Annotated in this window: 21 protein-coding genes, 5 tRNA genes, 2 pseudogenes and 1 riboswitch; of the genes and pseudogenes, 20 read left to right on the plus strand and 8 right to left on the minus strand. The window is 55.6% G+C overall.

The features are described from left to right. Positions 1 to 27: 27 nt before the first annotated feature. The gene (locus ABVN21_RS01840) at positions 28 to 537 is read right to left on the minus strand and encodes a 6,7-dimethyl-8-ribityllumazine synthase (protein ID WP_339555530.1); all 510 of its coding nucleotides are present in this window, start codon (positions 535 to 537) and stop codon (positions 28 to 30) included. 115 nt (positions 538 to 652) lie between these two features. Further along, a riboswitch (FMN riboswitch) is annotated at positions 653 to 823 on the minus strand. Between the two features lie 196 nt (positions 824 to 1,019). Here ABVN21_RS01840 and ltaE point away from each other — a divergent pair. The 7 genes from ltaE (at position 1,020) to ABVN21_RS01875 (ending at position 6,990) form a co-directional block, all read left to right on the plus strand. Then, positions 1,020 to 2,024 (plus strand): low-specificity L-threonine aldolase, encoded by a 1,005-nt coding sequence (ltaE, locus tag ABVN21_RS01845; protein WP_339555531.1) that lies wholly within the window; start codon positions 1,020 to 1,022, stop codon positions 2,022 to 2,024. A gap of 146 nt (positions 2,025 to 2,170) precedes the next feature. Next, positions 2,171 to 4,795 (plus strand): alanine--tRNA ligase, encoded by a 2,625-nt coding sequence (gene alaS, locus ABVN21_RS01850; protein ID WP_339555532.1) that lies wholly within the window; start codon positions 2,171 to 2,173, stop codon positions 4,793 to 4,795. 91 nt (positions 4,796 to 4,886) lie between these two features. Beyond that, the gene (locus ABVN21_RS01855) at positions 4,887 to 6,128 is read left to right on the plus strand and encodes an aspartate kinase (RefSeq protein ID WP_034151451.1); all 1,242 of its coding nucleotides are present in this window, start codon (positions 4,887 to 4,889) and stop codon (positions 6,126 to 6,128) included. Positions 6,129 to 6,315: 187 nt separating this feature from the next. Further along, positions 6,316 to 6,504 (plus strand): carbon storage regulator CsrA, encoded by a 189-nt coding sequence (gene csrA, locus ABVN21_RS01860; protein ID WP_002554426.1) that lies wholly within the window; start codon positions 6,316 to 6,318, stop codon positions 6,502 to 6,504. 62 nt (positions 6,505 to 6,566) lie between these two features. Next, positions 6,567 to 6,657, plus strand: a tRNA-Ser gene (locus ABVN21_RS01865). Positions 6,658 to 6,765: 108 nt separating this feature from the next. After that, positions 6,766 to 6,842 (plus strand) — tRNA-Arg (locus tag ABVN21_RS01870). Positions 6,843 to 6,913: 71 nt separating this feature from the next. Next, a tRNA-Arg gene (locus tag ABVN21_RS01875) sits at positions 6,914 to 6,990 on the plus strand. Positions 6,991 to 7,009: 19 nt separating this feature from the next. Here the strand turns inward: ABVN21_RS01875 and ABVN21_RS01880 are convergent. Then, positions 7,010 to 7,528: a cell envelope protein SmpA gene (locus ABVN21_RS01880; RefSeq protein WP_339555533.1), complete on the minus strand. Its 519-nt coding sequence runs from the start codon at positions 7,526 to 7,528 to the stop codon at positions 7,010 to 7,012. A gap of 320 nt (positions 7,529 to 7,848) precedes the next feature. Here ABVN21_RS01880 and mgtE point away from each other — a divergent pair, with 320 nt between their 5' ends. Beyond that, a complete protein-coding gene (gene mgtE / locus ABVN21_RS01885; RefSeq protein ID WP_339555534.1) occupies positions 7,849 to 9,291 on the plus strand; it encodes a magnesium transporter in 1,443 nt (480 codons plus the stop codon). A gap of 104 nt (positions 9,292 to 9,395) precedes the next feature. Here mgtE and ABVN21_RS01890 read toward each other — a convergent pair whose 3' ends face one another. Beyond that, positions 9,396 to 9,719 carry an Arc family DNA-binding protein gene (locus tag ABVN21_RS01890; protein ID WP_339555535.1) on the minus strand — a complete coding sequence of 108 codons (324 nt, stop codon included), beginning with the start codon at positions 9,717 to 9,719 and terminating at the stop codon, positions 9,396 to 9,398. Between the two features lie 578 nt (positions 9,720 to 10,297). On the opposite strand from ABVN21_RS01890, the gene ABVN21_RS01895 reads away from it, so the two are divergent. After that, positions 10,298 to 10,366 (plus strand) — tRNA-Arg (locus ABVN21_RS01895). Between the two features lie 133 nt (positions 10,367 to 10,499). Continuing rightward, a tRNA-Arg gene (locus tag ABVN21_RS01900) sits at positions 10,500 to 10,571 on the plus strand. A gap of 323 nt (positions 10,572 to 10,894) precedes the next feature. On the opposite strand, the gene ABVN21_RS01905 is transcribed toward ABVN21_RS01900, so the two are convergent. Continuing rightward, the gene (locus ABVN21_RS01905) at positions 10,895 to 11,356 is read right to left on the minus strand and encodes a helix-turn-helix transcriptional regulator (protein WP_339555536.1); all 462 of its coding nucleotides are present in this window, start codon (positions 11,354 to 11,356) and stop codon (positions 10,895 to 10,897) included. Between the two features lie 130 nt (positions 11,357 to 11,486). Here ABVN21_RS01905 and ABVN21_RS01910 point away from each other — a divergent pair, with 130 nt between their 5' ends. The 5 genes and pseudogenes from ABVN21_RS01910 (at position 11,487) to istB (ending at position 15,740) form a co-directional block, all read left to right on the plus strand. Further along, positions 11,487 to 11,882, plus strand: a complete 396-nt coding sequence (locus ABVN21_RS01910) for a hypothetical protein (RefSeq protein WP_339555537.1) — start codon at positions 11,487 to 11,489, stop codon at positions 11,880 to 11,882. A 227-nt stretch (positions 11,883 to 12,109) separates the two neighbouring features. Next, on the plus strand, positions 12,110 to 12,478 hold the full coding sequence (locus ABVN21_RS01915) for a hypothetical protein (protein ID WP_339555538.1): 369 nt from the start codon (positions 12,110 to 12,112) through the stop codon (positions 12,476 to 12,478). Between the two features lie 252 nt (positions 12,479 to 12,730). Then, positions 12,731 to 12,859, plus strand: a pseudogene (locus tag ABVN21_RS01920) (serine/threonine protein phosphatase); the annotation flags it as partial. A gap of 588 nt (positions 12,860 to 13,447) precedes the next feature. Then, positions 13,448 to 14,944, plus strand: a complete 1,497-nt coding sequence (istA, locus tag ABVN21_RS01925; protein WP_339555594.1) for an IS21 family transposase — start codon at positions 13,448 to 13,450, stop codon at positions 14,942 to 14,944. After that, the gene (istB, locus tag ABVN21_RS01930) at positions 14,937 to 15,740 is read left to right on the plus strand and encodes an IS21-like element helper ATPase IstB (RefSeq protein ID WP_130209155.1); all 804 of its coding nucleotides are present in this window, start codon (positions 14,937 to 14,939) and stop codon (positions 15,738 to 15,740) included. Before istA ends, istB begins: the two co-directional genes overlap by 8 nt. A 214-nt stretch (positions 15,741 to 15,954) precedes the next feature. Here istB and ABVN21_RS01935 read toward each other — a convergent pair whose 3' ends face one another. Then, entirely contained in the window at positions 15,955 to 16,215 is a 261-nt protein-coding gene (locus ABVN21_RS01935) for a DUF4011 domain-containing protein (RefSeq protein ID WP_339555539.1), read from the minus strand. A gap of 162 nt (positions 16,216 to 16,377) precedes the next feature. Here ABVN21_RS01935 and ABVN21_RS01940 point away from each other — a divergent pair. The 5 genes and pseudogenes from ABVN21_RS01940 to ABVN21_RS01960 form a co-directional block, all read left to right on the plus strand. After that, positions 16,378 to 16,515, plus strand: a pseudogene (locus ABVN21_RS01940) (transcriptional regulator); the annotation flags it as partial. 266 nt (positions 16,516 to 16,781) lie between these two features. After that, positions 16,782 to 17,513 (plus strand): GntR family transcriptional regulator, encoded by a 732-nt coding sequence (locus ABVN21_RS01945; protein WP_339555540.1) that lies wholly within the window; start codon positions 16,782 to 16,784, stop codon positions 17,511 to 17,513. Between the two features lie 133 nt (positions 17,514 to 17,646). Continuing rightward, complete coding sequence (locus ABVN21_RS01950) at positions 17,647 to 18,936, plus strand: MFS transporter (RefSeq protein WP_339555541.1); 1,290 nt, start codon at positions 17,647 to 17,649, stop codon at positions 18,934 to 18,936. Between the two features lie 28 nt (positions 18,937 to 18,964). Next, positions 18,965 to 19,810, plus strand: coding sequence for an amidohydrolase family protein (locus ABVN21_RS01955; RefSeq protein WP_339555542.1), 846 nt, complete (start codon positions 18,965 to 18,967; stop codon positions 19,808 to 19,810). 295 nt (positions 19,811 to 20,105) lie between these two features. Beyond that, positions 20,106 to 21,491, plus strand: a complete 1,386-nt coding sequence (locus ABVN21_RS01960) for a gluconate:H+ symporter (RefSeq protein WP_339555543.1) — start codon at positions 20,106 to 20,108, stop codon at positions 21,489 to 21,491. Between the two features lie 299 nt (positions 21,492 to 21,790). Here the strand turns inward: ABVN21_RS01960 and ABVN21_RS01965 are convergent, their stop codons facing one another. The 3 genes from ABVN21_RS01965 to ABVN21_RS01975 form a co-directional block, all read right to left on the minus strand. Next, complete coding sequence (locus tag ABVN21_RS01965; protein ID WP_353637219.1) at positions 21,791 to 21,961, minus strand: hypothetical protein; 171 nt, start codon at positions 21,959 to 21,961, stop codon at positions 21,791 to 21,793. Positions 21,962 to 21,973: 12 nt separating this feature from the next. Beyond that, complete coding sequence (locus ABVN21_RS01970; RefSeq protein WP_339555544.1) at positions 21,974 to 22,132, minus strand: hypothetical protein; 159 nt, start codon at positions 22,130 to 22,132, stop codon at positions 21,974 to 21,976. A gap of 496 nt (positions 22,133 to 22,628) precedes the next feature. Continuing rightward, positions 22,629 to 24,866, minus strand: coding sequence for a HEAT repeat domain-containing protein (locus ABVN21_RS01975; RefSeq protein WP_339555595.1), 2,238 nt, complete (start codon positions 24,864 to 24,866; stop codon positions 22,629 to 22,631). Between the last annotated feature and the right edge of the window lie 35 nt (positions 24,867 to 24,901).

Below are 24,901 nucleotides of genomic sequence, written 5' to 3' on the forward strand. Positions count from 1 at the left end.
GCAAGCCAGCTCCTGCAGGTTCTGTGTTTAAACGGCTACCGCACGCGGCTCAGTGCGACGCAGCGAGCGGATCTTGTGCAGCGTATCCGCACACGTCTTCGCCGCTTCCTGACCTTTATGCACGAAATGCTCGAAGAAGAACTTCTGGTGTTCTTCGCCAGCGTGGAAGTGGTGCGGGGTCAGGGATACCGAGAACACCGGCACTTCTGTTTCCAACTGAACCTGCATCAAGCCGCTGACCACCGACTGGGCGACGAATTCGTGACGGTAGATCCCGCCATCCACCACCAGGGCTGCGGCGACGATGCCGGCATAACGACCGGTCTTGGCTAACAACTTGGCGTGCAGGGGCATTTCAAATGCGCCGCCGACTTCGAAGAAATCGATGTCGGATTCCTGATAACCCTGGGCAATCATTTCGCTGACGAAACCCTTACGGCTCTGATCAACAATTTCCTTGTGCCAGCAGGCCTGGATGAACGCAACGCGCTCGCCCTGATGGTGTTTGCTTTTGCTATCGATTGCGGTGGGTTGCATGTTCTGACTCCTGTTTGTGTGAAAAACAGGGCGTTATGAATCGAATGGGATTTAAGGGTACGCACGCACAAGTGCCTGCGGACGGCGCTTTGGTATAGAGCCTAGGCGGCGCCAATCCCGTTCTCTCTTCATCCGGACTATGACCGTCGGCCCCGGGATCACACCGGGTCTGCTGACCTTGCCGCCAAACACCGCCGAAGCCGTGCTGCCACCAAGCGCTCGCGGGCTATGCGCATTGCGCGCAATTACCGCCGGTGGGGAGTTGCACCCCGCCCTGAGAACGTTTTGCCGCCAGGATGTTTGGCGGCGCAGCGTTTTTATCACATATCTCCTACGTGTGCATTCATGCTTTCAGATGATCCCCATCGACTTTTTCGTTTGATTAGCAGCCTTTTCCTCGCCCAAGGGTTGATTATTCAGCGGCAAGACCGCAGTAATTCCTTTATGAAAGGGATTTCCCCCTGCTTACCGAGGCCAGATTCATGAGTGTTATCGATCTTCGCAGCGACACCGTCACCCAACCTTCCGCCGGCATGCTCGACGCGATGGCCACCGCCGCCACCGGTGACGACGTGTATGGCGAAGATCCGACGGTCAATCGTCTGGAAGGTGAATTGGCAAAGCGCCTGGGTTTCGCAGCTGCGCTGTTTGTTCCGACCGGCACCATGAGCAATCTGCTGGGCTTGATGGCCCACTGCGAACGCGGTGACGAATACATCGTTGGTCAGCAGGCGCACACCTATAAGTACGAAGGTGGCGGTGCGGCCGTGCTAGGTTCGATCCAGCCGCAACCGCTGGAAGTGCAGGCCGATGGCTCGCTGGATCTGGCGCAAGTCGCCGCCGCGATCAAACCGGACGACTTCCATTTCGCCCGCACTCGTCTGCTGGCGCTGGAAAACACCATGCAGGGCAAGGTTCTGCCACTGGAGTACCTGGCCCGCGCGCGTAGTTTCACCCGTGAACACGGCTTGCAGTTGCACCTGGATGGCGCACGGCTTTACAACGCAGCGGTCAGGCTAGGCGTTGATGCGCGGGAAATAGCTCAGCATTTCGATTCCGTCTCGGTTTGCCTGTCCAAAGGCTTGGGCGCGCCGGTCGGTTCAGTGTTGTGCGGCTCGGTTGAGTTGATCAGCAAGGCGCGGCGCCTGCGCAAAATGGTCGGCGGCGGCATGCGTCAGGCCGGGATTCTCGCAGCGGCAGGCCTTTATGCACTGGATCACAATGTCCAGCGCCTGGCCGACGATCACTCCAACGCCCAATTGCTCGCCGAAGGCTTGCGTGAGGCGGGCTACGAAGTCGAGCCAGTGCAGACCAACATGGTTTATGTGTCGATGGGCGACAAGGCCGAGGCGATCAAGTCGTTTGCTGCGGAGCGAGGGATTAAGCTCAGTGCCGCCGCTCGTCTGCGGATGGTTACGCACATGGACGTCAGCCGTGGGCAAATTGAGCAGGTCGTCGCGACATTCGTCGACTTTTCCCGTAAGTGATAGCGTTAGCGCTTCAATTGACTGTTTCTATCGTATAAACACGCTGTACCCCGCGCGCAGGGCCGATATAATGCGGCCCTTTGCCGTCGCTTCGTCTGTTGACGTTTCGAACAGGCCTTTGGCCGCAGCCTCCGTGGAAGAACCTAATGAAAAGCGCAGAAATCCGTGAAGCCTTCCTTCGCTTCTTCGAAGAGCAAGGCCACACCCGTGTAGCCTCCAGCTCTTTGATTCCGGGCAACGACCCGACCCTGCTGTTCACCAACGCGGGGATGAACCAGTTCAAGGACTGCTTCCTGGGCCAGGAAAAACGCGCGTACACCCGCGCGGTCAGCAGCCAGAAATGCGTGCGCGCCGGCGGCAAGCACAACGACCTGGAAAACGTCGGCTATACCGCTCGTCACCACACATTCTTCGAAATGCTGGGTAACTTCAGCTTCGGTGACTACTTCAAGCGTGACGCCATCACCTATGCCTGGAACTTCCTGACCTCCGAGAAGTGGCTGAACCTGCCGAAGGAAAAACTTTGGGTCACCGTCTACGCCAGTGATGACGAGGCGTACGACATCTGGACCAAGGAAATCGGCGTTCCGGCCGAGCGTATGGTTCGCATCGGCGACAACAAGGGCGCGCCTTACGCTTCCGACAACTTCTGGACTATGGGCGATACCGGCCCATGCGGTCCTTGCACCGAGATTTTCTACGATCACGGCGCCGACATCTGGGGTGGCCCACCGGGTTCGCCGGAAGAAGACGGCGACCGTTACATCGAAATCTGGAACAACGTGTTCATGCAGTTCAACCGCACCGCCGATGGCGTGTTGCACCCGCTGCCAGCGCCGTCGGTCGACACCGGCATGGGCCTGGAGCGGATCAGTGCCGTGCTGCAGCACGTTCACTCGAACTATGAAATCGACCTGTTCCAGAGCCTGCTGAGCGCATCGGCCAAGGCCATCGGCTGCACCAACGACAATCAGGCTTCCCTGAAAGTTGTGGCTGACCACATCCGCTCCTGCGGTTTCCTGATCGCCGATGGCGTGCTGCCATCCAACGAAGGCCGCGGCTACGTGCTGCGCCGGATCATTCGTCGCGCTTGCCGTCACGGCAACAAACTGGGCGCCAAGGGCAGTTTCTTCTACCAGATCGTCGCGGCGCTGGTCGCCGAGATGGGCGAAGCCTTCCCTGAGTTGAAATCCCAGCAGACGCACATTGAACGCGTGCTGAAAGCCGAAGAAGAGCAATTCGCCAAGACCCTGGAGCAGGGCCTGAAAATCCTCGAGCAGGATCTCGCCGAACTCAAAGGCGACGTGGTGCCGGGCGACGTGGTGTTCAAACTCTACGACACCTACGGTTTCCCGATGGACCTGACTGGCGATATCGCTCGCGAGCGTAGCCTGACCATCGACGAAGAAGGTTTCGAACGTGAAATGGAAGCCCAGCGCGTCCGTGCCCGTTCCGCCAGCTCCTTCGGCATGGACTACAACAGCCTGGTCAAGGTTGATGTCGATACCGAATTTACCGGTTATCACGCCACCAAGGGTTCGGCGAAAGTTGTTGCCCTCTATAAAGACGGGCAATCGGTCGACGTACTGAATGAAGGCGAAGAGGGCGTGGTCGTCCTGAACCAGACGCCGTTCTACGCTGAGTCCGGTGGTCAGGTCGGTGACTGCGGTTATCTGCAGGCGGGCGCTTCGCGTTTCGACGTGCGCGACACCACCAAGACCGGCGGCGCCTTCCTGCACCACGGCGTGCTGGCTTCGGGCAGCCTGTTGATCGGCGCACCGGTGGAAACCCACGTTGAGGCTGACGTGCGTCACGCCACCTCGCTGAACCACTCGGCAACTCACTTGCTGCACGCTGCCTTGCGCAAAGTGCTGGGCGACCACGTTCAGCAGAAAGGTTCTCTGGTCGACAGTCAGCGCCTGCGCTTCGACTTCAGCCACTTCGAGGCGATCAAGCCTGAGCAGCTGAAAGCGCTGGAAGAGATCGTCAACGCCGAGATTCGCAAGAACTCTGCCATTGAAACTGAAGAAACCGACATCGAAACCGCCAAGCAGAAAGGCGCGATGGCGTTGTTCGGCGAGAAGTACGGCGACAACGTACGCGTGCTGAGCATGGGCGGTGATTTCTCCGTTGAACTGTGCGGCGGTATCCACGCCCACCGTACCGGCGACATCGGCCTGCTGAAAATCATCAGCGAGGGCGGTGTGGCGTCGGGTGTGCGTCGTATCGAGGCAGTCACCGGTGCTGCGGCACTGGCCTACTTGAACGCTGCAGAAGAACAACTCAAGGAAGCGGCCAACCTGGTCAAGGGCAGCCGCGACAACCTGATCGACAAGCTGTCGGCTGTGCTGGAGCGCAACCGTCTGCTGGAGAAGCAACTCGAGCAGCTGCAGGCCAAGGCAGCCAGCGCGGCGGGCGATGATCTGTCGGCTTCTGCGCTGGATGTCAAAGGCGTGAAGGTACTGTCCGTGCGTCTCGACGGTCAGGACGGCAAGGCGCTGCTGGCGCTGGTCGATCAGCTGAAAAACAAACTCGGCCGCGCAGTGATCCTGCTCGGCAGTGTCCATGAGGAAAAGGTCGTTCTGGTTGCAGGCGTAACCAAAGACCTGACTGGCCAACTCAAAGCCGGTGATTTGATGAAGCAAGCCGCTGCGGCAGTGGGCGGGAAGGGCGGTGGTCGTCCAGATATGGCGCAAGGCGGCGGTATCGACGCTGGCGCACTGGATGCAGCACTCGCGTTGACCGTTCCGTTTGTAGAGCAGGGTTTATAAGGCAGTACTTGTGGCGCGCAGTCTAGTGGCGAGCCGCAACGCTGTTTGAGTGATTATTTGGGCGCCCTTCATGGGCAGAGGCGGCTTTGAAATGGCTTTGATCGTACAGAAATTTGGAGGCACCTCGGTCGGCACTGTCGAGAGAATCGAGCAGGTCGCCGACAAGGTTAAGAAATTCCGCGATGCCGGCGATGACCTGGTGGTTGTTCTGTCTGCAATGAGCGGCGAAACCAACCGTCTGATCGATCTGGCCAAGCAAATCAGTGGCGACGGCCAACCGGTTCCGCGTGAGCTGGATGTGATCGTTTCCACCGGTGAGCAGGTGACGATTGCCCTGTTGGCCATGGCGCTGATCAAGCGCGGTGTGCCGGCAGTGTCCTACACCGGCAATCAGGTACGGATTCTGACCGATAGCGCACACAATAAAGCGCGTATCTTGCAGATTGATGACCAGAAGATTCGCGGCGACCTGAAGGCTGGTCGCGTTGTGGTTGTCGCCGGTTTCCAGGGCGTCGACGAACACGGCAACATCACCACCCTCGGTCGTGGCGGTTCCGACACCACCGGCGTGGCTCTGGCGGCAGCCTTGAAGGCTGACGAGTGCCAGATCTACACCGACGTCGATGGCGTCTACACCACCGACCCGCGTGTGGTGTCCGTGGCTCAGCGACTGGACAAGATCACCTTCGAAGAGATGCTGGAAATGGCCAGCCTCGGTTCCAAGGTGTTGCAGATCCGTGCGGTGGAATTCGCCGGCAAGTACAACGTTCCGCTGCGCGTACTGCACAGCTTCAAGGAGGGTCCGGGCACCCTCATTACTATTGATGAAGAGGAAACCATGGAACAGCCGATCATTTCCGGTATCGCTTTCAACCGCGATGAAGCCAAGCTGACCATCCGTGGCGTGCCAGACATCCCGGGCGTTGCCTTCAAGATTCTCGGCCCGATCAGCGCCGCGAACATCGAAGTCGACATGATCGTGCAGAACGTCGCGCACGATAACACCACCGACTTCACCTTCACTGTGCACCGCAACGACTACCAGGCGGCCCAGACCGTGCTGGAAAACACTGCTCGCGAAATTGGTGCCCGTGAAGTCGTTGGCGACACCAAGATCGCCAAGGTATCGATCGTCGGCGTTGGCATGCGCTCTCACGCAGGCGTCGCCAGCCGCATGTTCGAATCCCTGGCTAAGGAAAGCATCAACATCCAGATGATCTCGACTTCGGAAATCAAAGTCTCCGTAGTGATCGAAGAGAAGTACCTGGAACTGGCCGTGCGCGCCCTGCACACGGCTTTCGAACTGGACGCGCCTTCCCGCCAGGGTGAGTGATGCGTTTGCCAGAAGGCGCGGTCTGACTGCGCCTTTTGTTTTTTTGAATGGCGCGACCCCGAAGCTGTTCTTTTGCTCGCGCTAGTCAATACTCAGGCATGTAGGGCTGCGACCGCTCCGGTTGTAGGTCGAGTGCCTTTTTTTTGCAGACTGTTGTCCCTGAAATGTAAGGCGTGAGGAGAAAGGTATGTTGATTCTGACTCGTCGGTGCGCAGAAAGCCTGATTATTGGTGATGGCGAAATCACCGTGACCGTGCTCGGCGTCAAAGGAAATCAAGTGCGTATTGGTGTCAACGCCCCGAAAGAGGTCGCGGTCCACCGTGAGGAAATCTACCTGCGTATCAAGAAAGAGAAGGACGAAGAACCAAGCCATTAATTTTTATCGTTTTTTATGTTTGCAAACGGGGAAAAGGTTGGTTAAGATACGCCCCGTGTTGCGGAGAGCTGGCCGAGTGGCCGAAGGCGCTCCCCTGCTAAGGGAGTACACCTCAAAAGGGTGTCGGGGGTTCGAATCCCCCGTTCTCCGCCATTATTTGCGTAGTACGTTGTAATCTGGCTTCTTCGGTAAGTTGTTGAAATTACTAGAAAAAAGCGCTTTACAAACAGATTTAACGGCCTATAATGCGCGGCAACAAATGCACTCGTAGCTCAGCTGGATAGAGTACTCGGCTACGAACCGAGCGGTCACAGGTTCGAATCCTGTCGAGTGCACCATTTAAGAGTTGTTTGCAGCAATGTAAATGACTTGGCTCCAACCAGTTGTGATCTGGTATAAAAACACTAATGCACTCGTAGCTCAGCTGGATAGAGTACTCGGCTACGAACCGAGCGGTCACAGGTTCGAATCCTGTCGAGTGCACCATACAACAAAAAGCCCGCATTTAATGCGGGCTTTTTGCCGTCTGGGATTTGGCTTTACCTTTCGTGCATCCTCTCTCATCGAACTCGATCTGTGCACTGCGGCCTCGCTTGGTTTCGTAGCGGTAACTCGTGGACGAATTCCGAATGCTGATCTTGTCGGGTTTGCCCAGGGCGCTTTCGACGTCCTGCTGGCTCATGCCAGCCACGACCCGACGATTGATGATCGCTTCGCGCCGCTCTCTGGCGCTGATCAGATTTCCGCATTTGTCTTCTGGCTCGCCGACGATTGTCGGATCGCGGCTTTTGATTTTAATGCCTGATGTTTCTTGGTAGCTGGCTTCTGGCATAAGTGCGACGGCGTTACCGGGCAAGTAGGTGTGCACTTCCTGGATGGAAAGGGTGTCTCCAACAGCGCAGCTCATCGTGGTAAAGGTAATGCGCCCGTTAGGCGCCTCGCAGCGGTGGATGGTCGTGGCAGGTGCCGCAAACGCCAGGCAGGGTAGGGTGATTAGCAAGAAACGGAAAATTTTCGGTGGCATTCGACGTCCTCCATGACGGCTCCAATCAAGGGTAGCTGCTACATTTTAAGATGCCGGTGTGTTTTCTTTTCAGGATGAGTCGTCGCAGTTTGAAGGATCAGGGCGGTGCTCAAGTTTGTCTCGCAAGCGCTTGTTTCAGCCGCGATTTTTTAACATTTAAACCCGTCAGGCGGTGTATCATTGCGCCCGTCAGCCCCGCCGGGGCTTGTGGAATACCTCCATGGACTTACCCAGTAGTTACTCAGTAAACCGCTTTTCCAATCATGAATTGACTGATTGATCCTTCCGGCGTGTTCCACTGCTGGGAGTGGAGTTCGCCTATGTCTGAAGTTGAAGTAAAGAAAACGCAGGAAAGCTTGCAGGACCGCCTGGCTCAAGTTGTTGAGCTGTTGCAGCGTCAGCGAGTTGTTGAGGACCTGACTCATCGCCAGGAAGGCCCGCATCACGATCGGGTCGAAAACCTGGTTCACCGGCAGAACCTCGTCGAGCTGCAACGTAAGCTTGATGATCTGCACTCCGCCGACGTCGCCTACATTCTTGAAGCCTTGCCGCTCGACGATCGCCTGACACTCTGGCAATTGGTAAAGGCTGATCGCGACGGCGACATCCTGCTCGAAGTATCCGACTCCGTTCGAGAAACCCTGATCGCCGACATGGATGATCATGAGCTCCTGGCTGCGGCCAAGGACATGGATGCCGACGAACTTGCTGACCTGGCCTCCGAGCTGCCGCGAGACGTCGTCCATGAGCTGATGGAGACTCTGGATAACCAGCAACGTGAGCGAGTTCGTTCGGCGCTGTCCTACGACGAGGAGCAGGTTGGTGCATTGATGGACTTCGAGATGGTGACAATCCGTGAGGATGTCAGTCTCGAAGTGGTTCTGCGTTATCTGCGGCGCCTTAAGGAGTTGCCGGGTCATACCGATAAGTTGTTTGTGGTCGATTACGACGGCGTCCTCAAGGGCGTGTTGCCGATCAAGCGTTTACTGGTCAACGATCCTGAAAAGCAGGTTTCCGAGGTCATGGCCAGCGATCCGGTAAGTTTTCACCCGGATGAAGATGCCTACGATGCGGCCCAGGCGTTCGAGCGCTATGACTTGATTTCGGCGCCGGTAGTCGACAAAAATGGCAAGTTGATCGGACGTCTGACTATCGATGAAATGGTCGACCTGATACGTGAAGAGAGCGAGAACGAAGTTCTCAACATGGCGGGTCTGCGCGAAGAAGAAGACATTTTTGCGTCGGTGTGGAAGTCCCTGCGTAACCGTTGGGCCTGGTTGGCGGTGAATCTGATTACTGCATTCGTTGCATCTCGCGTGATCGGTCTGTTCGAAGGGTCTATCGAGAAATTGGTGGCACTTGCCGCATTGATGCCGATCGTGGCGGGTATCGGCGGAAACTCTGGCAACCAAACCATTACCATGATCGTTCGGGCCATGGCGCTGGACCAGGTGAGTACCGGTAATACTTCGCGTCTGATGCGCAAGGAGTTGGCGGTCGCCCTGATCAATGGTGTGGTGTGGGGTGGAGTAATTGGCGTTGTTGCCTACCTGCTTTACGGTAGCTGGTCTTTGGGTGTGGTGATGACTGCCGCCATGACGCTCAACTTGTTACTAGCGGCGTTGATGGGAGTATTGATCCCAATGACGTTGGCTCGACTTGGGCGCGACCCCGCGATGGGAGCTAGCGTGATGATCACTGCCATGACTGATAGTGGCGGCTTCTTTATCTTTCTTGGGTTGGCGACAATTTTCCTGCTCTAAGCCTTCTAGTTTTAATAAACCCACCATCCGGTGGGTTTTTTTATACCTGAATTTTAGGCAAAAAAAGCCAGCAATTAAGCTGGCTTTGGGTTTTTTCGGTGAGATCAGGCGTCTGCGGCCATTTCGGCATCATGGGCAATCAGCGAAACAAGGGCGTTTTGCTGACGGTGAGAGAGTTGGCGGAAACGTTGCAGCAATTCACGCTCATGCAGAGAGAGTTCTGGGCTGTCCAGGCGCATGCTTAATTCTTCGCCCAGCGCGCCTTCCTGAATAAGGCTTTGCTCAAGACGTGCGATGATTTCAGAGTTCATGCTGCGATGATGATTGCGAGCCACCTCGGCAATGCGTTCACGCATTCCGTCTGGCAGACGTACGACGAACTTGTCAGCCGTACGGCTGGAATAAATTGCCTGTTTCAATGGGCGCATATATTTAACCGGTTAGTTCAGGGGAGCGGTTCTCGGGATTGGCCGCAGGATGTCTGATAGGACAAGCCCTCTGGCCAAATGTTCAACCTGAATTGAAGAGGCTGGCATGATGCCTCAAAATTGCCAGATCATTGGCGCCAATTCTGTGACAAATATTGAACTGGATAAAGGCGTTATGCCAGCACCAATTGTCAGAAATGCGGACTGGTTTGGAAACTTGGCTTTGTCCGTATTGCTGGTCGCGTCCACTGCCCGACAGTGATTCTCAAAATACGAAGGGCGTGTCGTGCGAATTCAGTCACTGTTCCTTGTCTTTATAGGATAGTGGCAAATGGCCGATTTACTAGGGCTAGGTGCATCGGCAGCGCAATTTAGGATAGAGGGCGACGGATTTTCCTCAGTAGAGGGTCAGGGATTTACAAGTCTTCGTGGGGGTGTTTGGCTTATGCGGCGGATCGCAAAGGCTATGCAGGCGTTTGCCTACACTCAATTCGCCTAAGGACGACATGACAAAGCCTTGCTCGCCCGTTAACATGCACGCCGTCAATTGCTTCGCGAGTTCTCGCAGGCAAATTTATGTCTCAGTAGCTCAATTGGATAGAGCATCCCCCTCCTAAGGGGAAGGTTGGCAGTTCTTATCTGGGGTAGGGTCTAGTCTCCTGTTGTAATTAGCTGTTACCCGCTCTGAGCTAGTGATGGTGGATAAGGGATGCCACAGCGCTTGGCATGAACCGCAAGCTTTCCTAAGTGCTTGATTTTACGTAAGATACATCGCTCAATGTCCTCTTAGTTCAACGGATAGAACGAGCCCCTCCTAAGGGCTAGATGCAGGTTCGATTCCTGCAGGGGACACATCCTTCAGCTTTGCCATTCCCTTCTAGTGCTTTCTTCTGCCAGTAGCTCTATCCCTCCCAGGCCGAACACGAACCAGATTGATGCTCGCCGTCTGGCAACAGGCCTGGCTCGAAGTCTCCGTTCCTCAAAGCGCCCGAAATCTCTTGCGTCGTCGGGTGAGCTGTGAGAAATAGCGATTTTTCGACGCAAATACGCTCATAGCTCCTCATCGCCAACTCTGGGGTGGTGAAATGTTGCCACGCCTCGGCATGACCGTCACTCCGTAAAGAACTGAGCAATTTTCCCGCAATGGCTCAAGTCCATTATCAGCTAGTGATACATCAGTCATTCATTTTCCGATGCCACAGCCGCCGGAGCGTGCTTTCAGGTATGCCCAATTCCTTTGACGCTTGAGATTGACTAAAACCTCGGGCTTTTAACTCCTGAACAGCCTGCCATTTCTTTCGTGCTTCCAGCACGTCTGTACGAGTTAAGGCTTGCGCTCTCGTAGGGAGCAGAGTGTCGGCTAGTCCTAAATCTTCAGCCTGCGCCAGAGAGGCTAAGAGAGCCTCACGCACCGTCCGCTTCTCATGAGACGCAACAGCGAGTGCGAGTAGGGTGATTGGCTCAACTTTGAGGGCTTCGGCGAGTTGAGCACTCATGTCGACAGTCGCTGAGCTTTTTCCAAGCTCCAGGTTGCTGACGTGCGTTTGCGTAAGTGAACCCGAGAGATCCCCCTGAGATAGACCTTTCTGAGTGCGCAGCAGTTGAACTACTGCTGCATAAGATTCGCGCAGCGACATTTTGCGATCCCGACAAAATGAGACGGTATGTCGCATTTGCCTACCGCCACACAAACAGATATATTGGTGGTTGTGGCGACATCATGCACTAGCTTGCATTTATTGAATATTGACAAAGAGGGGAAGGAGCGTGAACGGCGTCATCGATGAAGGTCTACTAGGTGATCCAGGCGTCGAACTAAAGGGCTCTGATCTCTCCCTCAACGAAGCCCTCGCGTTGGCCAGAAAGACCTACAAATGGATGCCCCTCTGCGCCGTTGAAGAATGGGTAATTTTGGATGCAATTGTCACCGAGGTTGAGCGAGCCAGAGTCGCCGCAGCAGGTTGCGTGCCGATGTTTATGTTTGCCCACAAAGTTGTGGACGATGAGCAGAGGAGGTTCGAGCCAGGCCACTGGGTTCGTTCAAGCATGGGGACTGCATTCAATGACGGATACCTGTTCGTAACTCGGAATACGATCTACGTCTTGCTTGGGCCAGGTCATCGCAAGTCAGCATCCGTCCAAGCGATCTTTTCCTTATTTTGAACGTATCTACTGCGCCGTTGCGGAGAACCAAGAATCCCGAGGCGAGTGATATGCAGAACCCAATGGCTAATTTTCTTGGTGTTGCTGAGATGGTTGGGGGAGTGGGCGTACTAGGCCGTCTGATGTGGTGGGGCAGTATTAGATGATTAGCATTGACGAAATCAAGGAAGCCATTGCTTTTGCGAATTCTTAAGTCACTGTTTGATGAGTAAAAAAAGGAGTAAGCAGTGAGTCATAACATTGAGGTCGAGTTTCTCTTCAAGCGGCTTACGGACTTTCAGTTGTTGCGCATTGTTCGTGCACAGAAACATGCCTATGTCGCTTGGATTACGGCTTATTTGAGCGATGTGTTTATCTCGAACCGCGTGGCATATGGCGTGACCTTTGCCCACACATTGCGTGATACAAACGTACGATACGCTGATGGTCATTTCATTCGTACCGCCGCTATCCGTTCCGTATGCAAGGAAGGTCGGTTCTGGGTTGTGTCCACATCCGATGCTCGGTATGTCATTACTTCTTTTAAAAAAGACGTTGGGCGCGCGAGCTTTCACACTCTATTGCGTTCATCCGTGGAAGGGTTTCGCACTCCTTAGCCTTGCTCACTCAACGACCTTTGAAAACTCTAGGTTTTAACAATTTTGAGGTTAAAGACCTGAGAGCGGACAGCTGGAAAAAGCAATTGCTAAACTTTCAAATCAATACTGATCAGTCCAGCAAATTATTCGCTACCGCTGGCGTCGCTTGAAAAGCTAGGCGCTGCGCGAAGGAACGATAATTTTTACCAGTGTGCATGGTGATTCGTTGCATGCTCATATTTACCGTGGCTGGCTTGGCGATGAGATTTTATGAAGCTCCACATGCTCTCAGATCTACACCTTGAGTTTTGCTCTTTCGTTCCGCCACCGAACGACGCAGATGTTGTGATCTTGGCAGGAGATATTCATACCCAAGGCCGGGGAGTGAAGTGGGCGGATGGTTATGAAGTCGTGATTGCAGCCGATGGTGGTAAGTATGTCGTAGCCCACTGTATTTATGAGAATGGTGCGTTAGATGGGTTTGATCGAGTTCACTGACGTCGATATCGTATGCCAAGAGGATTTATAGTTGGGTTTCCCAAAGAGCGTGTTGGAGGCACAGGAAATTGATTTCAGTGTCCCGATCACCGGGTACCTTTGCTGTGCTGAAATTCAGTCTCCGTGCATGACTGGAGTTGTTTTTTCAGAAACGCGGGCCCGATTTGTAGATGGCGGGAGAATCCGCACTTCTAGGATCAAAAGGCTGTTCGAGCTCAAGGGGTATTGGGTTTGCGAGACACGTAATGGTAGTAGGTACGTGATCTGTCACTGGTGGTACCAAAACGGTGCCTTGCCCCTGGTCGATATCATCCACTGACTTGATGCATTCATGCCCTCGATGATGTGAGGGCGATCCGCTAGTGAAACGATTGTGTTGCCGCTGACCGAAAACTGACCCAGTAAAGGCTGTTCTGCCGACTGAAAACTGACCCAGGTGTTCAACTGCTTCTGCTCACTTTTCGAGCAGGAGAACACAGGGTGATCAGCATGGAAATGTTGGGAAAAATCCGGCGGATGTACTTCCGCGACAAGCTCTCGCTGCACCAGATAGCCAAGCGTACCGGGCTGTCGAGAAACACCATCCGAAAATGGGTCAGAGCGCCCGAAGCCACTCATTCGGCGTACCAGCGGTGCGCGACCTTCAACAAACTCAGCCCCTTCCACGACACGCTGGAACAGGCGCTGAAAGCCGATTCGTTCCGGGCAAAGCACAACCGCAGAAGCGCAAAAGCACTTTTCGAGCAGATCAAGGCCGAGGGTTATGACGGCGGCTACAGCCAGCTCACGGCGTTTGTACGCTCGTGGCGAGGCGAGCAAGGCAAGTCGTTACGCGCTTTTGTACCGCTGACGTTTGCACTGGGTGAGGCTTTTCAATTTGACTGGAGCGAAGAAGGACTGCTGATCGGTGGCCTGTTTCGACGCATCCAAGTCTCCCACATGAAGCTGTGTGCCAGTCGTGCATTCTGGTTGGTTGCATACCCTAGCCAAGGTCACGAGATGCTGTTCGATGCCCATACACGCTCGTTTGGAGCGTTAGGTGGAGTGCCGCGTCGCGGCATCTACGACAACATGAAAACGGCTGTCGACAAGGTCAACAAAGGCAAAGGCCGCACGGTCAATGCCCGGTTTTCCGTGATGTGCGCGCACTACCTGTTCGATCCGGATTTCTGCAACGTAGCCTCTGGCTGGGAAAAGGGCATTGTCGAGAAGAACGTTCAAGACAGTCGACGACGCATCTGGCTTGACGCTCAAAACTGCATGTTCCACACCTTCGAGGAACTGAATGCCTGGCTCGGCCTACGCTGTCGTGCGCTCTGGAGTGAGCTGCTGCATCCGCAGTACAGCGGGCTGACGGTGGCGGAAGTTTTGGAGCTGGAACGGGTCGAAATGATGCCGATGCCGACCGCCTTTGATGGCTACGTCGAGCGCACCGTAAGGGTTTCCAGCACCTGCCTAATCAGCGTGGCACGAAATCGCTACTCGCCTTGTGAGCGAGTCGGCCAGTGGGTCAGCAGCCGTCTTTACCCATCCCGGATTGTGGTCATCGCCGATGACATGATGATCGCCAGCCACGAGCGTCTGTTTGATCGAGATCAGGTCAGTTTTGACTGGCAGCATTACATCCCACTCATCGAGCGCAAGCCGGGTGCACTGCGCAATGGCGCACCGTTTGCCGATCTGCCCAATCCGTTGCGGCTTCTCAAACGGGGCCTGAGACGTCACAGCAATGGTGATCGAATCATGACGCAGGTGCTCGCTGCCGTGCCCATCGCCGGTCTCGACCCGGTGCTGGTAGCGGTAGAACTGGTGCTTGAGTCGGGAAGTCTGAGCGCCGATCACATCTTAAATGTTCTCGCCCGACTCACCGCTACTGCACCACCGCCTTCCGTAGAAACCAGCCTGCAACTCAAGGTGGCTCCCGTTGCCAACACGGCCCGATATGACCAACTCCGTACAACAGATGAGGAGAGCCGCAATGCGTGACTTGATGGCAGAACTTAAAGAACTGCGTCTGCATGGCATGGCGCAAGCTTGGGAAGAACTGGCGGCCCAGGGAGAAGCTTCGACGGCATCCTCGAAGTGGCTGCTTGAGCATCTGCTCCAACAGGAGCAGGCAGATCGCGCCGTGCGCTCTGTGAATCATCAGATGAACATGGCAAAGCTCCCCATGCACCGTGATTTAGCTGGCTTTGACTTCAGCGCTTCCAGCGCTGATGCACGTCTGGTCAAGGAATTATCCAGCCTTGAGTTTACGGAGACTGCGCAAAATGTCGTGTTCATCGGTGGGCCTGGAACCGGAAAAACACACCTGGCCAGTGCCTTGGCCGTGTCCGGAATCACCACTCATAACAAACGAGTACGGTTCTTCTCCACGGTTGATCTCGTCAACCTGCTGGAGCGTGAAAAGTACGATGGTAAGGCAGGCCGAATCGCCCAAGGACTGCTTCGGACAGACCTGGTGATACTCGATGAGCTGGGGTATTTGCCCTTCAGTCAGAGTGGTGGCGCGCTGTTATTTCACCTGCTTTCAAAACTGTACGAGCACACCAGCGTGGTCATCACCACCAACCTCAGCTTCTCGGAATGGTCGAGTGTGTTTGGCGACGCCAAGATGACCACAGCGTTGCTGGATCGGCTGACACACCACTGCCATATCGTCGAAACGGGCAACGAGTCCTACCGCCTGCAACACAGCACCTTGGCCGCCCAGACAAAGATCAAATCGCGTGAACGAAAGCGCAAGGACGAAGATGGTATCGAGGACGATGAACCGTTTTGATCTGCACCGTAAACACCCTTCCGCATGCCTGCATGCGGTGGGGCCAGATGCGTCTTCAACCAGGACACTACTGCTAAGCTTATCCACAATTGCTGGGGCAACAATCAGCAATCCGCCCTGGGTCAATTTTCAATCGGCAGGGTGGGTCAGTTTTCAATCAGCGCCAACACTCTGCAGCCTTCGACCAGTCAAGACCATCTAGCTCATGGATCAACTATTCGTCGTTTGCAGATTCCTCGTCATCCGTTGACGGGCTCACAGACTTGGCCATTTCCTGAAGCTTACCGCGCGCCATTGAGGCAAAAACCATGGCTTTTTCTTGCCGATAAAGGGTGTTGAAAACCTCTTCGGAAAGCTCGTCCACTACGATAAGGATTTTAGCTGTCTTTCGGAAATTGAGCATATTGTTGCGAAGCCCGATATCCAGAAGCTCTTTCCGGCTGCCTTGTAGCTTCTGAATAACGCCTGTGCTCATGTACAGCCTCTCTCTCTGATCTTGACGATCTCAATGGTTGATTTCGCCCGGAAATGCCTTGCTCACGGGAAAACTGCTTTGCGGGTGGACACTATCTATTTGCTTTCAAAGTGTCCATCCATGACCCGCCCCGTCTGTCTTTTGTTGAGTCTTTAACCATCAAATCGCTATCCATTAAAGGTCTACAAAAAACCTCACACCGGCGAAGTCGTCGAAACCAAAGGCGGCAGCCACAAGACGCTGAAGGAATGGAAAGCTGAGCACGGCTCCGCGACTGTTGAGTCCTGGCTGAGCAAGTGATTTTGGTTTGAGTACAAAAAGGCCCACCAAGGCTTTTTTGTTGCCTGGGTAAGGGCAGTTAAACGGCTTAATCTGCTTCGAATTTTTGAAGGTATTGGTGCGGTAAGCATTGAAAATCACTGAGCTGGCTAGATGTGAGGAGGTCTGGTCAATGGCTCACCATTCGTCAGCACGGTGGCATGACCCTTCTTGACATCGGCGGCGTCTGGGGAAATACTCGCCTCAAGATTCATATAGATGACTATATAACAAGGTGAATAAAGTCGATGAGTACTCTCCCAAGTGATACTCGCCTGCCGCTCTACCAACGCCTGCGCGACCAATTGGCTGAGCAGATCGCCAAAAATCGCTGGCGTCCTGGCGAGGCGATTCCTACCGAGGCTGCGCTTTCAGCGGAGTACGAACTGTCTACCGGTACGGTGCGCAAAGCGATTGATGCGTTAGTCAGTGAGGGCATTCTGGAGCGTCAGCAGGGGCGAGGGACTTTCATTCGTCGTCCACAATTTCAATCCTCCCTGTTCCGCTTCTTTCGATTTCAGTCTGCTTCTGGTGAGCGCCAGGTACCGGAGAGCCGCATCCTGTCAATCGAGCCAGTGGCCGCGCCCTCGGCCGTAGCCCAAGCGCTCGGGTTGCCCGTCGATGCGCCGGTGATTCGCATTGTGCGTTTGCGTCTGCTGGAGGTTCAGCCGGTGCTTGCCGAAGAAATCTGGTTGCCGCGCAGCCGGTTCCAACCCTTGCTTGAGACCGACCTCAGCCTGAAAGGGCCATTGCTATATCCGATTTACGAAGACCTCTGTGGCCAGGTCGTTGCCTATGCAGAAGAGACCCTCACCGCCGAGTCGGTCAATGACGTACACGCGCGCCTGTTACAGGTGCCGATTAACAGCCCGGTGGTGGTGATCGAGCGTCTGGCTCGGAATTACGCGGGTACACCGCTTGAGTGGCGTCGCTCTCGCGGCCACGCCGAGCACTTTCGCTACAGCGTGGATATTCGCTAGCGCCTGCCCGTGTAGCGAATTGCTCAGCGGCGAATAAGTCGTCGCTGGTTTCCTGATTGTTTGCCAAGACTGGCCCTGTAGCGGTGCGGTTCGCTCTCGGCTGCCTTACGTTCCACTTATAAGGATAAGAACCATGTTCAGCTGGTATCGCCAAGTCACTCCTCGGGAGCGCAAAACGTTTTGGGCCTGCTTCGGCGGATGGTCGCTCGATGCACTGGAAGTACAAATGTTCGGCCTGGCGATTCCTGCGCTGATCGCCGCTTTCGCCCTGACCAAGGGCGATGCAGGACTGATCAGCGGCGTCACGCTCGTCACTTCGGCCATCGGTGGCTGGGTAGGGGGGACTCTGTCCGACCGTTACGGTCGAGTGCGCACCTTGCAGTGGATGATTTTGTGGTTCTCGTTCTTCACCTTTCTCTCGGCATTTGTCACCGGTTTCAACCAGCTGTTGATCGTCAAGGCGCTGCAGGGTTTCGGCATCGGCGGCGAGTGGGCAGCAGGTGCAGTATTGATGGCCGAAACCATCAATCCGCAGTATCGCGGCAAAGTGATGGGCACCGTACAAAGTGCCTGGGCCGTGGGTTGGGGGCTGGCCGTCGGAGTTTTCACACTGATTTATTCCTTCGTGCCGCAGGACATGGCGTGGCGCGTTATGTTCCTGGTCGGGCTGCTACCGTCGTTCCTGATTATCTGGGTGCGTCGTAATGTCGAGGAGCCCGACAGCTTCCAGCGTCTGCAAAAAGAAAACGCCATCCCGCAAAGTTTCTTCAAATCCTTGGCCGGCATCTTCCGCCCCGAGTTGATCCGCGTAACGCTGTTCGGTGGTCTGTTGGGGCTGGGTGCGCACGGTGGTTACCACGCGGTGATGACCTGGCTGCCAACGTTCCTCAAGACTGAGCGCAATCTGTCCGTACTGAATTCGGGCGGCTACCTGGCGGTGATCATCCTCGCGTTCTGGTGTGGGTGTGTAGTCAGCGGCTTTTTGATTGACCGTATTGGCCGGCGCAAAAACATCGTGCTGTTCGCGCTTTGCTGTGTCGTCACTGTGCAGAGTTATGTGTTCCTGCCGCTGACCAATACCCAGATGCTGTTCCTGGGGTTCCCGCTCGGCTTTTTCGCGGCCGGTATTCCCGCGAGCCTTGGCGCACTGTTCAACGAGCTGTACCCGGCGGATGTACGCGGTGCCGGTGTGGGCTTCTGCTACAACTTTGGCCGAGTGCTTTCAGCGGTGTTCCCGTTCCTGGTCGGTCACATGAGCGACTCCATGTCCCTTGGGTCTGCGATTGGTATCGACGCCGGGATTGCCTATGGCGTGGCAGTGATCGCAGCACTTTGTCTGCCGGAAACCCGTGGTCGTGCCCTCGAAGCCTCGAACACTTCGGTGCCAGCAACGATCAACGGCAACGAGAGTGCGCGGGCCTGATGCCCTTTACCTTTTATAGATGAACGCTATGACTGATACCTGTTCTACGCCGATCATCGGCATCGACTCCCATGCGCACGTGTTTAGCCGTGATCTAAATCTGGTCGGCGCACGGCGCTATACCCCTGATTACGACGCCACGCTTGAGCAGTATCTGACGCACTTGCACGCTCATGGTCTGAGTCATGGCGTATTGGTGCAACCGAGCTTTCTCGGCACCGACAATAACTACTTGCTGGCGGCGTTGAGGCAAGCGCCGGATCAATTGCGAGGCGTGGTTGTGGTGGAGCCAGGCGTCAGTCGCGCCATGTTGAATGACATGGATCATCTGGGCGTGGTCGGCGTTCGCTTGAACCTGATGGGTAAGACGTTACCTGATTTCCGTAACAGTGCCTGGAGGGAGTTTTTCAGCCACATTGCTGATCTTGACTGGCATGTCGAGTTGCATCGGGAGGTAAAGGATCTGCCGGGACTGATCCGTCAATTGACGCCGTTCGGTTTGAAGTTGGTGATTGATCACTTTGGTCGACCGGATGCGAACTCGGGTGTCGATCAGCCCGGGTTTTGCGAGTTACTGGAGCTGGGATCGAAAGGTTCGATCTGGATGAAGGTCTCGGGAATCTATCGTTTGGGAGGTACGCCGCAACAGAACATCAATTTTGCTCGAATGGCTTTACCGCTGCTGGAACAAAGTTTCGGCCTTCGCCAGTTGGTGTGGGGTAGCGACTGGCCGCATACGCAGCATGAGCAAAGCATCGGTTTCAGCACCGTAGTCGATCAGTTGCAAGCCATGGAGTGTTCGACGCAGGTTAGCTATTCGTTGCTGGTGCAAGCCCCTCGAAGGTTATTCGGTTTTGCAGAAGGCGAAAGCTGAAATTTACGCCTGCATTTGCAGATGACCATTCATCTCACCCATTTAAACGAATACATACAGAACGTTCGAAGTGCGACGTTGCAGTCAAACCTCTCGTGCCGCATCGGGAAGTTCTGCGTAATAGCAGCTATTCCAATTACAAGAGAGTGGATTCCATGAACACGTTATCCAATGCCGAGGTTGAAAGCACCCAAACGATGTTTGGTTTATCGCGAGCGCCGACCGGCATTACGGTTTCAACTTTCTCTTTCAAATCTGAGTGCAGTTTGGGCGCCAGCCCAACCGAGATCCTTTCATGACTCCTTTAGATATAGACCTCTTACTGACCGCATTGGTGAGCGTCCTGATGCTGGTGGCGCTCATCGTGTCGCGTCTCAAAATGCACCCGCTCCTGGCCTTGCTAGTAGTTTCCGTTGGCGTTGGCTTTGCAACCAGTATGGAGCCAGAATCCATCGTCACCCACTTGATCACCGGCGCCGGGAAGACACTGGGGGCAGTAGGGGTCGTAATCGCGCTTGGAGCGATGCTAGGCAAAATTCTTGCTGACGCAGGCGTCACAGAGCAGATCGCCGAGGTCATCCTCAAGCGAACATCGGATCGGATGATTCCTTGGGCCATGATGATGGTTGCATTTGTAACTGGCATTCCCATGTTTTTCGAGGTGGGCTTGGTGATCATGCTGCCGCTGATTTTCAGCGTGGCGCGAAAGTTGGAAAGCCAGGCTCGCTTCAAAGGTTCAGCGTATGTGTATGTAGGTGTTCCGGTGATTGCGGCACTTGCAGCCATGCACGGGATGGTACCGCCGCACCCGGGCCCCTTGACGGCCATCGCCGCGCTCAAAACCTCAGTTGGGCCCACAATGCTCTATGGCTTCCTTGCGGCTATTCCTGCAATGATTTTAGGCGGCCCGCTTTATGGCGCATTCATTTCGCCGCGCATGAGCACTCGGCCCGATCAGGCTTTGCTGGATCAGTTCACCCTTGCTGAAAAAGGTGACGATCAACCAAGCACCAGCGTATGCCTTGGCGTGCTGGCAGCCTTGCTTCCGGCGATCCTGATGCTGATTCATGCCGTCGCTGAGATGGTATTACCCAAGGGCAATGCGTTCCTGAACATGGCTAGTTTCTTGGGCAATCCCCTGATAGCCATGCTCCTAGGCGTGCTGTTCGCAGGGGCAAGTCTGGTACTCGCGCGGGGTGGCGATGCGGGGCAATTGCGCGAATCCCTGGGCAAGAGCCTCAAGCCAATCGCCTCAATCATCATGATCATCGCCGGCGGTGGTGCCTTTCAGGAGCTGCTGACCAGCGCCAAGGTGGGCGATGCCATTGTGCACCTGACTCAGCAGTCTGCGTTTCCTCCGTTGATCTTGGGTTGGTTGATCGCGATGTTGCTCTCGGTATCTACCGGTTCCGCCACTGTAGGTATCGTTGGTGCTGCTGGCTTGCTGGCGCCGCTTGCAGGTGCTGATCCCAGCCTCAACCTGCCTCTGCTTGCCTTGTCCATAGGCTGCGGCTCACTGTTCTTCAACTATGCGAACCATGCGGGCTTTTGGATGGTGAAGGAATCCTTCGGCATGACTATGGGCGAAGCCACCAAGACCATTTCGGTGGTTCAATCCATCGTAGCCGTGGTCGGTTTGATTGTGGTGTTGATATTGAATGCGGCTGTCACGGTGATTTGAGTCAGGATCTGTTCGCAGGTAGTAACCCTGACCTGACCTGACCTGACCTGACCGAGCGAGTTTGCCGAGGGTGGGAGATAGAGTTACGTTTCGGGTCTATAAATACCCTCACACTGGCGAAGTCGTCTAAGCCAAAGGTGGCAACCACAATCAACTGAAAGAATGGAAAACCGGTATCGCCATGCTGGTCGCTGGCGGAGTCGGAACGCGCACGGTTTCCGGGTGTGTGGGGCGTTCGCCAGACGACGCCGTCGACCCCCAGCAAACGCAACCCAGCCCAGGTCGGGTAGCCGGTCGCTTCATGCCAGCTTTTCTGCATCAGATTGAAGACCCGTCGTACAGCCTCCGCTGCCCAATCGCTGACAGGCCTGGACTACGGCACTGGGCGCCAACAACGGACGGTGACCTGGCAGCATGATGTTCATGCAACTGACTACATCCCACGCCGACATGCGCCGGAAAAACGCCATGGAGATGACGCATCACAGCATCATTCCAAGGGCACGCGCCGCTTGCGCAACGCCGGCCTGTTCTAGCGTCTGCTCGACCAAAGAAGGATCGAGCAACGAGCCCAACACCTCGATGGCGTAGGGGGTGGAGGCGATGTTGTGGGTCAGTTCCAGTGCCCGAGCGAGACGCATAAAAAAATCCGATGCTAGTACAGGCATCGGATTTTGAATTCTTGCGGCCAAAGGTCAAGCGAGAAGGCTTAACTGATCGGCATTAGCCCGAGTGGGCCATTTTTTGCGAGTGTCGCACATTAAGCAGACGCATCTCTTCGCTGGGTCTACGTACAATGAAGTAAAGGCATGCCGATTAGAGTTATCAGCGATCCGAGGGTCGACGATCAATATCGTGTTGGACACAAGCGAGCCATCGCGACGGTAAAACTCTGGAAGCATAAATGGCCCTGTGCCGGTCGGCAGGGCGCTCAGAAGCAGAGCAGCTTGTGCCCACATCAGCGGTAGGCGAAATACATAAAAGGCGAGCAACCAAGTGATCAGCGGATGGGCAATCAGTTTGATAGCACCAGACTCTTGCCTCGTTCACTGCGCCCTTCATGATGTTGATGAACTCTTCCAGAAACGCTTGTCTCCCTTCGACCGGATCGTTCGGTGATCTCCTTGGTTTAGGGCTTCAGCGACTTCGTAGCTGTTGTTTTAAAGCGGGCAGGCGCTCATCTTCCGGGGCGGTATTTTCGAGCTGTTGCAGGTAATCACGCGCCTGATCAAGTTGGCCGGTCACCGCATTCAGGTAGATCAGCGCATACAGCAGATCGGAGTCGTTGGGTGATTGCTTCAGCCCCGCCAGCAATTTTTCCCGGGCTTGGTCAGTGCGTTGCAAGCGTAGTAGCAGGAGCCCCTGGTTGTAGCGAATGCGTGAGTTCTGCGGAAGTTCATTGGCGGCGGTCTCCAGCCATTGAAGTGCCTCTTCTGCGTTGTCGTGTTCGACCAAAAACAAGGCGAGCATGTAGGCCAGATTGCCGTGATCCTGCTTCGGCATGCCCTTCAATGCCAGGCCTACGCGCAGCGCCGACTCGGCTTCTTCGGGCCTGAGCAGATCATTGGCCAGGTTAACCAGGTTGACCCTGGCGGGGGAGAAGTAGGGGTCAAGCCGCAGGGCTTGCCGGTACTCTTCAAGGGCTTCCAGTTGGCGATTGTCCCGTTGCAGAAACACCGCAAGGTTCAGGCGATTACCCGGCAGGTCGGCGTTGCCTCGCAGGCGCCGCTCGTAAGCGGCCAACTCTGTTTTGAGGGTTTCTCGCCTGCTTTCAGGCAGTGCCGAAGTGGGGATGCCCACCAAGGCTCGCAAGACTTCATCACGAACCGATAGCGCCGGGTCGTCCAACAGTTCAAGCAGCTGTTGCACGCGAGGTACCGGTGGCAGGTTGGTGAAGCCTGCTACGGCATAGGTGCGTACCAACGGACTATCATCCTTCAGTGCCTGGCGCAACGAAGGCAAGGCCGGCTCGCCCATGCTGGCCAGTTGCTCGGCAGCGGTGGCCCGCACAATGGCAGGTTTTCCTAGATCCTTGATCACCTCGCCCAGCAACGCCAGGCTATCGCCCGAGCCCTCGCGAACGCTGTGAAAGGTTTCGCCATAGTGCGCCGGGCGTTGCCGTGGGCCGAACCAGTCGTCAATCGCCTTGGCCGCCCAGGCGGGTGTCTTGCCTTGGTGGCAGGTGGTGCAGGCATCCGGGCTGGCGGTTTTTTCGTCCAGATCAGGACGCGGGATGCGCAAGCTGTGGTCACGACGGGGGTCGACGATCATGTAGGTCTTGGCCAGCATGTGGCAGTTGACGCACTGGGCCCCTGGGGAGCCTGCGGGGTGATGGTGGTGATCGGGCGTGTCGTAATTCTTTGCCAGCAGGCTGGGGAACCGGGATGGCGGCGCGGGGTTGTGGCATTGCTGGCAAAGTCCATTGCCCTGGATTTTCACCTTGGTGGTGTGCGGGTCATGGCAATCGGTGCAAGTAACGCCGGCGGCAAACATCTTGCTCTGGGCGAATGAACCGTAGACATAGACTTCACCATCGATTTGCCCGTCCGGATGGTAGAGATCCTGTCGTAAGGTGGCGGGCAGGGTGGCGGCCAACTGGCTGCGGCCGGGCTGTTGACCAACCCCCAGGCTTTGCCGGCGGCTGTGGCAATAGGCGCATTGTTCGACCAGCCCCTGGCTGCCCAACGCCTTGAAGTCGACCTTGAGACCGATGTTTTGAGCCGAGGGATAGGGCGTCTTGGTCGTTGCTCCTTTAGCCCAGTCGACATGGGCTTGCCCGGGCCCGTGGCAGGCTTGGCAACCTACGTTCGGTTCATGCCAGGTGCTGGCGAAGGTGTCCTGCTTGTCGTTGTAGTGCTTGAGCAGGTTGGAGGAGTGGCAGTCGGCGCACATGGCGTTCCAGTTCTGGTACCGCCCAGTCCAATGCAGCGGATCGCCGGGTGCAAATCGCTGGCCTGGATACAGCGAAAACCAGCGCTGACCACCGGCTGGTTTGCGCCGACTGTCCCAGGCAATGGTCAGGGTCTGTAAACGGCCTCCGGGAAAGGCGATCAGGTACTGCTGAAGCGGGAAGTGGCCGAAGGTGTACCGCACTTCAAAGTCCGCGACCTTGCCATCGGCACCTTCAGTGTTGACGAAGTAACCTTGGCCCTTGCGAAAGAACCGCGTGGTGACACCCGCATCGGAAAAGCTGGTGTTGTTGAAGTTGCCAAGCACATTTTTTGGCGTTGCTTCACGCATGGCCCAATCATGATCGGAACCTTTCCAGGCAACAGCCTGCTTGGCATGACAGCCCAGACAACTATTCGCTGGGGCATATCCCGCCATATCGCTGGCGAGTCCTGGAGGGGGAGAAGGCTCTTCTGCTGACGCCATTTGCTGGCCCAGCGCGTACAAAACCAGCAGAACTA

The sequence above is a fragment of the Pseudomonas sp. MYb327 genome (assembly GCF_040438925.1).
In the GTDB taxonomy this organism is placed as follows: Bacteria; Pseudomonadota; Gammaproteobacteria; order Pseudomonadales; family Pseudomonadaceae; genus Aquipseudomonas.